8 protein-coding genes and 1 rRNA gene are annotated in these 12999 nt (G+C 31.4%); all 9 read right to left on the reverse strand.

Going from position 1 to position 12999, the window contains the following annotated elements:
• Positions 1–79: ribosomal RNA gene (locus tag B5E92_RS05875) — 16S ribosomal RNA — on the reverse strand; the annotation flags it as partial.
• A gap of 270 nt (positions 80–349) precedes the next feature.
• Positions 350–3868, reverse strand: coding sequence for a pyruvate:ferredoxin (flavodoxin) oxidoreductase (gene nifJ / locus B5E92_RS05880; protein WP_087300144.1), 3519 nt, complete (start codon positions 3866–3868; stop codon positions 350–352).
• Between the two features lie 621 nt (positions 3869–4489).
• On the reverse strand, positions 4490–4945 hold the full coding sequence (locus B5E92_RS05885) for a hypothetical protein (protein ID WP_087300147.1): 456 nt from the start codon (positions 4943–4945) through the stop codon (positions 4490–4492).
• Positions 4946–5845 (reverse strand): UTP--glucose-1-phosphate uridylyltransferase GalU, encoded by a 900-nt coding sequence (galU, locus tag B5E92_RS05890; RefSeq protein ID WP_087300149.1) that lies wholly within the window; start codon positions 5843–5845, stop codon positions 4946–4948.
• Positions 5846–5859: 14 nt separating this feature from the next.
• The gene (locus B5E92_RS05895) at positions 5860–6492 is read right to left on the reverse strand and encodes a rhomboid family intramembrane serine protease (protein ID WP_087300151.1); all 633 of its coding nucleotides are present in this window, start codon (positions 6490–6492) and stop codon (positions 5860–5862) included.
• 1 nt (position 6493) lies between these two features.
• Positions 6494–7486 (reverse strand): DNA-processing protein DprA, encoded by a 993-nt coding sequence (locus tag B5E92_RS05900; protein ID WP_087300153.1) that lies wholly within the window; start codon positions 7484–7486, stop codon positions 6494–6496.
• A gap of 15 nt (positions 7487–7501) precedes the next feature.
• On the reverse strand, positions 7502–8482 hold the full coding sequence (locus tag B5E92_RS05905) for an asparaginase (protein ID WP_087300155.1): 981 nt from the start codon (positions 8480–8482) through the stop codon (positions 7502–7504).
• An 86-nt stretch (positions 8483–8568) separates the two neighbouring features.
• Positions 8569–11235 (reverse strand): pyruvate, phosphate dikinase, encoded by a 2667-nt coding sequence (ppdK, locus tag B5E92_RS05910; RefSeq protein ID WP_087300157.1) that lies wholly within the window; start codon positions 11233–11235, stop codon positions 8569–8571.
• A 130-nt stretch (positions 11236–11365) separates the two neighbouring features.
• Positions 11366–12967: a DEAD/DEAH box helicase gene (locus B5E92_RS05915; RefSeq protein ID WP_087300159.1), complete on the reverse strand. Its 1602-nt coding sequence runs from the start codon at positions 12965–12967 to the stop codon at positions 11366–11368.
• Between the last annotated feature and the right edge of the window lie 32 nt (positions 12968–12999).

Genomic DNA, 12999 nt, shown 5'->3' on the forward strand with positions numbered 1-12999 from the left:
CCGAAGGCTCGCGTTCGACTTGCATGTATTAGGCACGCCGCCAGCGTTCATCCTGAGCCAGGATCAAACTCTCCATTGTCTTATCCTTTTCAAAGCCTATCGGCTTCTGCTCTCTTTTTCCTTATTAATTGACGTGTGTTCTTTTCGATTCTGTTCAGTTTTCAATGTCCTCTCCGGCTCTTTTGCCGACTAGTTTATCCTACACTCTTTTGTTGAATATTTTCTATTTCCCAAGTGCATTGTTATTCTAGCATTAATATTTACAATTGTAAAGATTTTTATACAATTTTTTTATAATTTTTTTACTTTTTTTCATTTTTAAAGAAAAATCAGAGGTTTCCCTCTGATTTTATACCATTCTTTCTAATCTTTCACGACGTTTTTTAGCATCTAATAAACATTTATCCATTAATTCATCAGCATGTTCTGGATTAACTTTAGATAATTGCGCGAAACGATTTTCTGATAACAAGAAATTTTTAAAGTTATCAAAGTTTGGTGCTTTAGAATCGATTTGTAATGGATTCTTTCCTTGATCTTCTAATCTTGGATCATAACGTAATAAATTAAAGTATCCACAAGCAACTGCTTCTTTTTGTTGTCTTTGATGATTTGCTAAACCACCCTTAATTCCATGTTCAGCACATGGTGCATAAGCGATAATTAATGATGGTCCATCATAGCTTTCAGCTTCTTTTAATGCTTTGATAGTTTGAGCAGTATTAGCTCCCATTGCAATTTGGGCAACATATACATGTCCATAAGCCATTGCAATTTGGGCTAAATCTTTTTTAGCTACAGATTTACCACCAGCAGTAAATTTAGCGATTGAACCAGCTTGTGAAGATTTTGATGATTGACCACCTGTATTAGAATATACTTCAGTATCTAATACTAAAATATTTACATTTTGATTATTAGCTATTACATGATCTAATCCACCATAACCAATATCATATGCCCAACCATCTCCACCGATGATCCATTGTGATTTTGTAACCATGTCACCTTCATGATTTAATAATTCTTTAATATTTTCATTAGCAGAATCATTAACAGCTGCTAAAATCTTTGGTGTTAATTCTCTTTCTTTATTACGGTTACCTTTATTATCTACATATTCTTCTAGTAATGCTTTTAATTCAGGTTCACAATCATCTTTATTTTCTTCAATAATTTTTAATAAATGACCTGTTTTATAGTTTTCAGCTAATTTCATTCCAAAACCATATTCAGCATTATCTTCGAATAATGAATTTGCCCATGCAGGTCCTTGACCATTTGGATCAATTGTACAAGGAGTTGAAGGAGTAGAACCAGAGTAAATTGAACTACATCCTGTAGCATTTGCAATCATCATATCTTTACCAAATAATTGAGAAACTAAACGATAGTATGGTGTTTCACCACATCCACCACAAGCTCCTGATACTTCGAAATAAGGTCTCATGAATCCAACACCTTTAGCAGTAGTTAAAGGATATTTATCATCACGATATTTCACTTTAGCATACATATAATCTGCTAATGGAGCATGTTTTAATTCTTCTTTAACATTAACCATTTCTAATGCTTTTTGACCTTTTTTACCTGGACATTCAGTAACACATAATCCACATCCAACACAGTTATCTGGTGAAACTTGGATACGATATACTAAACCACCCATATCTTTACCCATTGGTGTTAATACGTCATCAGCAATATCTTCTGGTAAATTAGCCATTTCTTCTTCATCTAATAAGAATGCACGAATTGTTGCATGAGGACATACCATTACACAGTTATTACATTGGATACAATTTTCTTTATTCCAACGAGGCACTTGAATTGCAATAGCTCGTTTTTCTTTAATTGCCACACCTGATTTCATAGAACCATCTAATTTATCCATGAATGCAGATACTGGTAAATCATATCCATCTAAGCTATTAATTACAGAAACGAATTGGTCAAAATGTTCATCTCCTGTAGTAGCTCTAGTATTATTAACTGTTAAATCAGACCATGTAGGATCAACAGTTACTTCTTCAATAGCATCTTTTCCAGCATCAATAGCTTTATAGTTTAATTGAACAATAGCATCACCTTTTTTACCATATGTCTTTTTAGCCATTTCTTTCATATATTCAACAGCCTTATCAATTGGTAAAATTTGTGGATTTAATGCAAAGAATGCAGATTGTAAAATTGTATTAGTTCTACGTCCCATTCCAATTTCACTTGCAATATCGTTAGCATTTATAATATAGAATTTAGCTTTTTTATCTGCCAATTGTTTTTTAACTCGATTTGGTAAATAATCTACTATTTCTTCTTTTGAGAATTCAGTATTTAATAAGAATGTTCCCCCATCTTTAAGATTTTTTAACATATCATATTTAATTACATAGTTATCTAATGAACAAGAAATAAAATCAGCATTATTTACATAATAAGTAGCTCTAATTGGAGAATGTCCAAATCTTAAATTAGAACGAGTAGCTCCACCAGCTTTTTTTGAATCATAAGCAAAATATGCTTGTGAATATAAATCAGTATGGTCACCAATAATTTTAATTGATGATTTATTAGCTGAAACTGTTCCATCTGATCCTAAACCATAGAATAAGCAAGCTGTATAATCAGCTTCAACATTGAATGTTGGATCTTCTTTTAATGATAAATGAGTTACATCATCATTAATACCGATTGTAAATGATGTAAATGGATCTTCTTCTAATAAATGATCATAAACAGCTTTAATTTGACGTGGTGTAGTATCTTTAGATCCCATACCATAACGTCCACCAATTATAGTTTTTACATGTTTTGCATCTTTTAATACACTTACAACATCTAAGTATAAAGGTTCCCCAGTAGCACCCATTTCTTTAGTTCTATCTAATACTGCAACTTTTTCAACTGTATCAGGTAAAACTTTTAATAAATATTTAGGTGAAAATGGCCGATATAAATGTACTTTAATTAAACCAACTTTTTCGCCTCTGCGATCTAATTCATCAATTGTTTCTTTAATTGTTTCTGTTACAGAACCCATTGCAATAATTATTCTAGTAGCATCTGGTGCTCCGTAGTATGTAAATGGTGCATAATGTCTTCCTGTAATTTCAGAAATTTTTTGCATATAATCATTTACAATTTCAACAACAGCTTCGTAATGTTTATTTTGAGCTTCACGTCCTTGGAAATAGATATCATCGTTTTCAGCGCCACCTCTTTCAATTGGATTGATATGAGGGTTTAACGCATTTTGCTTGAATCTTGCTAATGCTTCTTTATCTAACAAGCTTTCAAGAACATCATAATCCATTACTTCAACTTTTTGAATTTCATGAGATGTTCTAAATCCATCAAAAAAGTGCATAACTGGAACTGAAGCTTTAATTGCAGTTAAATGTGCAATTCCTCCCAAGTCCATAACTTCTTGAACTGAATGAGAGCAAATCATTGGCATTCCGACTTGACGGCATGCATATATATCTTGATGATCACCAAAAATATTTAGTGCTCTAGTAGCCAATGCTCTTGCAGACACATGGAAAACACCTGGTAATAATTCACCAGCAATTTTGTATAAATTTGGAATCATCAATAAAAGTCCTTGAGACGCTGTAAAAGTGGTAGCTAAAGCTCCTCCTTGTAAAGCCCCATGGACAGCACCAGCAGCCCCAGCTTCAGATTGCATTTCGATTACGTTTACTGGTGAACCAAAGATATTTTTCTTACCTTGAGTGGCCCACGCTTCTGCATTTTCTGCCATTGGAGATGAAGGTGTAATTGGATAAATACTAGCAACTTCTGTAAAGGCATAGGCGACATGCGCAGCAGCAGTATTACCATCCATTGATAAAAACTTTTTAGCCATTTTTTTAAATCCTCCTTTTGCATAACTTCATTATACTACTTTGTTTATATAAATGTCAAAAGACTTTACTTATTGAAAAATCTCAAAAATATCAATTTTTCAAACTTATTTAAAAGATTAAAATTAGAAACCTGAATATCGTATTTTTATTCAATTTATTAATAAGATTTTATCAAAAAATTCAGTCACGTATGAAACACTTTATAAATCAATTGTAGTATATTTCCATAAAAATAACGTTTTCAATTATTACAATAATGTCTAAAAATTTTTAAATAGTTTTTAAATCTAATGAGTCATAACTTTTTAGCAAAAACAACCACTAAACCATATATTATTAACACACATAATAAAACAATTATTTTTATACTATAATTATAATTTTCATTTACCCTTAAGTACAATGCCTATATTACATCGCACTATTACATTAAAACATAGTAAAATTATTTGTATTGCCAACATTAAAATTTTTTATATTAAAAGATAATTTAAAATAAAAAAGCTGTAACTTTAAATAGTCAAAACTACTTAAAGTTACAGTGTTTTTATTAGATTATAGAAAATTAATGTTTTAAAATATCTTTTTTAACATAGTCAATTGATAAAATAACATTACTATTAATCTTTAATTGACAAATAAGAAACAATTGCCCCAAATAAATAAATTATCAGACTTCTAAAATCACCAGTAAACAACAATCTAAGATAAGTCAAAAATAAATCAAATATAATCGAAAAATCATTTATTGGTAAAGTCAAATAACTGTATAGAGTTTGTGAAACAACAATTCCTAAAAAATAAGTTATGACAGAAATAATAGCTAACTGCTGTCCACTTTTATTTAAGACACGTCGTATTGCCTGAGCTTGAATAATTCCAATTACAACCGTTAAAAGCATAAAACTAAATCCAGTTGAAATAAGAAGAACATTTAAAAACGCTGTTACCGCAATACCAACTGCAAAAGCAATTAAATAGTCACTGCCACGAACTTTTTCAGTGTTATGCTGATTAAAAAAAGCTTTTGCTTCTTTTCTTTGCTTATATTCTTGATATTTTTCATTAAATCCCATTTACATTTCTTCCTCTACAATTTTTTTAATATAATCGTGAACTTTTTCTTTTAAATCATCTCTTTTTAAAGCAAAATCAATTGTTGCCTTAACAAAACCAAATTTATCTCCTACATCATAACGAATACCTTCAAAATCATATGCATATACTGCCTGTATATCCATTAATCTTTTAATAGCATCCGTTAACTGAATTTCATTTCCTGCCCCTTTTTGTTGTGTCTCTAACAATTCAAAAATCTTTGGTGTTAATACATAGCGTCCTAACACCGCCATATCACTAGGCGCCTTATCAACTTCTGGTTTTTCAACCATATCATTAAGTTTAACTAAACGGCCATTACTTTCAACAGGATGAGATTTAGATGGACTGACAATCCCATATTTATTAACATCTTTATGATCAACTGTCTGCACTCCTACAACTGAAGCTTCTTTTTTCATAAAACTATCAATCAACTGTTTTAAAGCCGGTTTACCACCTTCATTAACAACTACATCATCACCTAATAAAACCGCAAAAGGCTCATCTCCGATAAACGATTTTGCACATAATACAGCATGCCCTAACCCTTTAGGTTCTTTTTGACGGATATAGTAAATATTAGCCATATTGGCAATATCCTGGATCATTTTAACCTGATCCATTTTTCCAGCTTCAGTTAAACGAGCTTCTAATTCATATGATTTATCAAAATGATTTTCCATTGAATGTTTATTTGAATTAGTAATAATCAAAATTTCTTCAATTCCACTATCAACAGCTTCTTGAATAATATATTGGATTGTTGGTGTATCAACAATCGGTAGCATTTCCTTTGCTAACGCTTTAGTAGCAGGTAAAAAACGTGTTCCAAGTCCCGCTGCTGGAATAATTGCTTTTTTTACTGTTTGTTTCATTTCTTCTCTCCTTATTAATTAACAAAATTATGGTCATTTGGTTTCCAAAATGAAAGAGGCATAAATTTAATCACTAACAAAGTTGCAACAAACCCGCCTATCATTCCAGAAACATGTCCAGATAACGATATTGATGGAATCAATACAGAAATCAAAAGCATCAAAATAACACTAGGTGCAATTTGTTTAAACAGGTAAGCATAAACATTTTTAAATTTCCAAGCCAAAGCAAGTAATGAACCCATTAAACCGAAAATTACCCCTGAGATACCTCCCATTATACTATTAGCACCACTTCCAGTAAACATATAATAAATACATGGTAAAACTGTCGTTGCCAGCGCTGAAGATAATAATATAATTAAATAGCGTTTCATTCCCAACAAATGTTCCATAACTGAGCCTAAATTTATCAAAGAATAACAGTTACAAAAAATATGCATAATTCCAAAATGAATAAAATTTGCTGTTATTAAACGATAATATTGATTTAGTTCAATTACCAAAATCGGATTAAATCCCCCAGCTTCAATTCCCTGATAAGCATTCATTTCAAATCCATATTTTATTGTTGTATATATATAAACAACAATACAGATTCCAACAATCAAAGATGTTGCTGGAAACTTACGATAATCATAATCCATTTTATTCTCCTATAAATTCAAATATTGACATTTGATCAATATTTATCTCATTGTTTTCAATTACTTTTTTATTTTTTTCATAAATCATATCAAATGTATAATCAGATAAAACATCATTTACATACACCGGTGTTACTCCCATATCTAACAAACGATCATTTCCTAAATAAACCCCTTCAATTGCCATTGGAATTGTCCATTTATTATGTAAATTCTGTAATGCAGTAAACCAGGTAGCACCGTTATTAATGCTACTTGAAATAATAATCTGATATTTTGATAAAGCACAAACATAACTATTACGATCAATAGCATTAGTAACATCAAAGTAAGAATTCGGATCTTCTGCACATAACATTACTAATTGCCCATTTTTAATATAACGACTATATTCTTTTTGTTTAGCCGCTAAACGTTCACAGACAAAACTTACACAATTACAGCCATGTTGTAAAGCATATTTTAACGCAACAGTATCAATTCCTTTTGAATCATTAGAAATATATACATAATCTTCATCCACAACTTTATCAATCAAACGTTTAGTATGAATTCGATCTTTTTTTGTTACTTTAACTAACCCCATTAACGAAATACCATTTTTAATTATGCTAATATCACCACAATAAAATAAATATAACGGTGCTCTTTTTCTTAAATGTTTTGTTAAAAGATTAGGGAAATTATCTTCGTATTTTGTAGTGACATTGATACCTTTTTCTTCAAAATTATTCAAGATACTTAAAAATATATTTAATGTTTTTATTCGCTTGCTCATTTTATAAGCAACAAACTCATTGATCTCTAATAATTCCTCTAATTCACTTTGACTCATCGACAATAAACTAGCTGGTCCTTTTAACCCATGTTTTTTAATTGCCTTTTCGACTACAAGCCATTCGTCATTCGATAAAGGCGCTTCTTTATAGGCTTTTAATCGGGCACAAAACAACATCATTGCAATGCTATCAAGATTTAATCTAATTTGTCCCATTATTATGCCCCTTTCCTAATATTCATTAAATATCTTCTTAATTTCCTTAATATCATTAGTATATGCTAATGATAACATCAATAATACCCGTGCCTTTTGACCTGATAAAGTGTTGGCTGGAACACAAATATTATCAGGATCAAAATATTCATCTTCAATGACAATCCCTTGCTGTACTCGAGAAGCACGGACAAAAACAATGCCTTTTGCACTTAAACTTTCGATTTTTTCTAACCAGGCTTTATTGTAATTACCACGGCCACTGCCAATTATGACAATCCCACGATGATTTTGAGCCATAAAATCTAAAATACGGGCATCAGCACCAACATAATAATATACAATTCCTACAGCTGGCAATTTAGCTAAAGTCATCTTACTAAACACTGATAATAAAGTATGTTTTTTAAACATTCTTGAAAACATCATTACTTTATCATCGTTCATATATCCAAGACAGCCAAAATCTTTTTGATCAAAAGCATCAGTTTTAAAGTTATTAGTTTTTTGAATATCACGACCAGAATATATCGTACTTGAAAAAACCGCCATAACACCATGACCAATTGCTTCATCACTTGATGCTAAGCATACTGCCTGATATAAATTCAACGGACCATCAGCACTAGTAGCGCTAGCTGGTCTCATTGCCCCAGTTAAAACTACCGGTTTGTAGGTATGCAAAGTTAAATTCAAAAAATAAGCTGTTTCATCGAGCGTATCTGTTCCATGGGTAACAACAACACCATCAACATCATCTCTTTTTGTTAGTTCATTAATTTTATTAGCTAAAATAATCCAGCGTTCTTCATTCATTTCATTACTATCAAAATTAAACAGCTGGATTGCTTCTAAATCTGCAACATCATTAATTAATGGAATAGATTCTACAATATTTTCGATGGCAATTGTACCAGCATGATAATTAGCTGTTTTTCCAGCTTTACCACTACCTGCAATTGTACCACCTGTTGCTACTATAACAATTTTCTTCATTTAATCACCAAAAACATTATAACAAAATAATTAGACGATAAAAAGAAAAAACGTCTCTTTATTCAAGAGACGTTAAATTTATTATCTTATTTATCAGATACGATAACTTTATCTTTGTTATGTTCTAAGATAATTTGTTCTGCAGCAGCTTGTGCAGCAGCTAAACGAGCTACTAATACACGGTATGGTGAACAAGAAACGTAATTTAAACCTGCTTTGTGGCAGAATTTAATAGATTCAGGATCTCCACCATGTTCTCCACAGATTCCTAATTTAATATCAGGACGAGTGCTACGACCTTTTTGAGCAGCAATTTCAATTAATTGTCCAACACCATTTTGATCTAATGAAACAAATGGGTCAACTTGGAATACTTTTTTATCAATGTAATCTGGTAAGAAGCTTCCAATATCATCACGAGAGAATCCAAATGTCATTTGAGTTAAGTCGTTTGTACCAAATGAGAAGAATTCTGCGTGTTTAGCGATTTGATCAGCAGTTAAAGCAGCTCTAGGAATTTCAATCATAGTACCAATCTTATATTGGATATCAGAGTTTTTAGCTTCTTTAGCAGCTTCAATAGCTTTTACTACATTATTTTTAACATATACAATTTCAGCTTCACTACCAATTAATGGTAACATGATTTCTGGAACAATTGTACATCCTAATTCTCTTTCAACATCGATTGCAGCATCAACAATTGCTTTTACTTGCATATTGTAGATTTCTGGATAAGTTACTGCTAAACGAGATCCACGATGTCCTAACATTGGGTTCATTTCTTTTAATGAAGCACCTTTAATTTTAACTTCTTCTAAAGTCTTACCTAATTTATCAGCAACTGCTTGATATTCTTCATCAGTATGTGGTAAGAATTCATGAAGAGGTGGATCTAATAAACGTACTGTTACTGGTAAACCTACCATAGCACGATAAATTCCTCTAAAGTCTTCTACTTGGAATTTATATAACTCATCTAATGCTTTAATTCTTTCTTCAACTGTATCAGATAGAATCATTTGTCTTACATATTCAATTCTATCTCCTTCAAAGAACATATGTTCTGTACGGCATAATCCAATACCTTCAGCACCAAATTTAATTGCTACTTCAGCATCTCTAGGACTATCAGCATTTGCACGAACTGCTAAAGTTTTAACTTCATCAGCCCAGCTCATTAATTCAGCAAAGTCACCAGTTAATTCTGATTCTTGTACTTCTAAGACACCTTCGTATACTTTACCAGTAGTACCATCTAATGATAATTCAGTTCCTTCTGGATAAGTTACACCATCAATTGTAAATGTTCTTGCATCATAATCAATTGATAATGCTTTAGCACCTACGATACAGCATTTACCCATACCACGAGCAACTACAGCTGCATGGCTAGTCATACCACCAGTAGAAGTTAAGATACCTTCGCAGTCAACCATACCTTGGATATCTTCTGGTGAAGTTTCATGTCTTACTAATAAAACATTTTCTCCAGCTTCTTTCATTTCATGAACTTTATCAGCTGTTAAATATACTTTACCTGAACCAGCACCTGGTGAAGCAGGTAAACCTTCTGCTAATTCTTTACCATTTTTCAAAGCTTCTTCAGTGAAGTTTGGATGTAATAATTGAGATACTTGATCAGCTTCAATTCTAGTTAAAGCTTCTTGTTTTGTAATTAATCCTTCATGTACTAAATCTACTGCAATTTTTAAAGCTGCTTGACCTGTACGTTTACCATTACGAGTTTGTAAAATGAATAATTTTCCATTTTCAACTGTAAATTCACAGTCTTGCATATCACGATAATGAGTTTCTAAGCCTTTAACAATTTTTACTAATTGAGCATAGATTTCTGGCATATCTTCTTCTAATTTAGCGATTTTTTGAGGTGTTCTAATACCAGCAACAACGTCTTCACCTTGTGCGTTAATTAAATATTCACCATAAATATGATTATCCCCATTAGCAGCATTACGAGTAAATAATACCCCAGTTCCTGAGTCATTACCCATATTACCAAATACCATTTGTTGAACGTTTACTGCAGTACCTAAATCATGAGAAATACCGTTTAAATTACGATAGATAATAGCACGTTCATTATTCCAAGATCTAAATACAGCTAGAACAGCCCCCATTAATTGTTCTTTAGCATCTTGTGGGAAATCTCTTCCTAATTCTGTTTTGAAAATTTCTTTATATTGAGGAATAATAATATTTTCAAAATCATCTGCAGTGATATCCAAATCACTTTCATATCCATTTTTAGTTTTTAATTCAGTTAATTTTTCTTCAAATTTTTCTTTGTCGATTTCACAAACGACATCACTGTACATTTGAATAAAACGACGATAACTGTCATAAGCAAATCTTCTATTGTTTGATTGTTTTGCTACTACTTCAACAGTTTGATCATTTAAACCTAGGTTAAGAATTGTATCCATCATACCTGGCATAGAGAATTTTGCCCCAGAACGTACAGAAACTAATAATGGGTTTTCCATATCTCCTAATTTTTTACCAGCTAATTTTTCAAGTCTTTCTAAGCATTCATCAATTTGTTTTTTCATTTCATCATTGATGATTTGTCCATCAGCATAATATTCATTACATGCTTCTGTTGTAACAGTGAAACCTTGAGGTACAGGTAATCCTAAATTAACCATAGCAGCTAAGTTAGCACCTTTACCACCAAGAAGGTCACGCATCATTTCGTTCCCTTCACTAAACATATAAACATATTTTTTCATCTAATCTAATCCTCCTTAGAATTAATCCATGAGTATATTATACACATCTTATTCAATCGGTTCAAGTGTAAGCGGTTTAAAAATTATTTTTTCCAAAAAAAAGATTGCGCTTTCACACAATCTTTCTATCTTACTTTTGGTTTGCAATTTCTATTTCAATTCGACGATTATTGATCTTTTGACGATTACATTTTTTTAACACCTTACTAATTACCTGTTCATTAATATCGACAAAAGTAAATTTTCTTTTAATATCAATATCACCAATATCATCTTTTCTAATTCCAGCTTTAGAAACAAAGAAATTAATAATATTACTTGCTTTAATGCGATCCATACTACCAGCAGTTATAAAAATTCTTACATAACCATCTTCATTTCTTTGCCGTTGTTTTTTAGAATTAGTTATCTCTTGAATTTCATCACGTTTATAATCATATCCTAATTGTTGACGATATAACATATGTAATAATGCTGCAGCAAAATCTGGTAATAATGTTGGATCTAATTCATTGATAATTGATTTAAATTTCTTATGATTTCCAGCTAAAATTTCATCTTCGACCTGACTTACTAATGTTCCAATCTTATTTTCAGAAATTTCTTGAAGAGTAGGTATTTTAGCTTTAGAAATAGTTGTTTTAGTTACTCGTTCGATTTGTCTTAAAAAGCTTTTTTCGCGTGGCGTAATGATAGTATAAGCCTGTCCTTCTTTATTAGCACGACCAGTACGTCCAATTCGATGAACATAAGATTCGATATCTTGTGGTAACTCGTAATTAATTACGTGGGTTACGTTTTCAACATCGATTCCTCGAGCAGCTACATCAGTAGCAACTAAAAAATTAATAGTTCCATTTTTAAACTTTCTTAACGTATTCAAACGATGATTTTGTGATAAATCACCATGCATAGCTTCAACATTATATTTTGCCTGTTGCATTTTTTCTGTAACTTCATCAACACTTCTTTTAGTACGGCAAAAAATAATACCGGTTTTAATATCAGCAGCATCGATTAATCTACACATCGCTTCAAAACGATCTTTATGCTTTACTTCATAATAATATTGTTTAACTGAAGTTGCTGTAGTTTGTTTTGAAATTACCGCAACGTGTTTAAAATCATCATGCATATAATTTTGAGCAATTTTTTTAATTCCTGCTGGCATTGTTGCTGAAAATAAAATCGTTTGACGATCATCATCGACTTTTTCAAGGATCGTTTCAATATCTTCAACAAATCCCATATTTAACATTTCATCAGCTTCATCTAATACAACATACTTGATATTGTCTAATTTTAAAACATTACGGCGCATTAAATCCATAACCCGTCCTGGTGTTCCAACAATAATATCAACACCTTTTTTAATATTACGAATCTGTCGTTCAATTTCACTGCCTCCATACACACAAGTAATTCGACAATCACTGAATTTACCAATTCGTCCCAATTCTTCATGAATCTGCATTGCCAATTCACGAGTTGGTGATAAAACAATTGCCTGTGGCAATATATCATTACCAGCTTTTAACTTTGATAATAAAACACTTCCAAATGCTAATGTTTTTCCAGTCCCCGTTTGAGCCTGCCCAATTACATCAACACCTGTTAATAATACTGGTATTGCCTCTTCTTGAATCCGTGAAGGGTTAGAAAATCCCATTGTTGCAATTGCTTTTAATACATTTTTACTTAATCCTAATTCATTAAATTTATTTTCAATCATTCTACATACCTTTCTAAATATTTCTGTGAGAG

Origin of the sequence: Erysipelatoclostridium sp. An15, assembly GCF_002160675.1 — a bacterium.
GTDB lineage: Bacteria > Bacillota_I > Bacilli_A > Erysipelotrichales > Coprobacillaceae > Thomasclavelia > Thomasclavelia merdavium.

Coding starts and splice junctions, on each gene's coding strand:
- nifJ (WP_087300144.1), bottom strand. CDS start 3,868: ATGGCTAAAAAGTTTTTATCAATGGATGGTAATACTGCTGCTGCGCAT.
- B5E92_RS05885 (WP_087300147.1), bottom strand. CDS start 4,945: ATGGGATTTAATGAAAAATATCAAGAATATAAGCAAAGAAAAGAAGCA.
- galU (WP_087300149.1), bottom strand. CDS start 5,845: ATGAAACAAACAGTAAAAAAAGCAATTATTCCAGCAGCGGGACTTGGA.
- B5E92_RS05895 (WP_087300151.1), bottom strand. CDS start 6,492: ATGGATTATGATTATCGTAAGTTTCCAGCAACATCTTTGATTGTTGGA.
- B5E92_RS05900 (WP_087300153.1), bottom strand. CDS start 7,486: ATGGGACAAATTAGATTAAATCTTGATAGCATTGCAATGATGTTGTTT.
- B5E92_RS05905 (WP_087300155.1), bottom strand. CDS start 8,482: ATGAAGAAAATTGTTATAGTAGCAACAGGTGGTACAATTGCAGGTAGT.
- ppdK (WP_087300157.1), bottom strand. CDS start 11,235: ATGAAAAAATATGTTTATATGTTTAGTGAAGGGAACGAAATGATGCGT.
- B5E92_RS05915 (WP_087300159.1), bottom strand. CDS start 12,967: ATGATTGAAAATAAATTTAATGAATTAGGATTAAGTAAAAATGTATTA.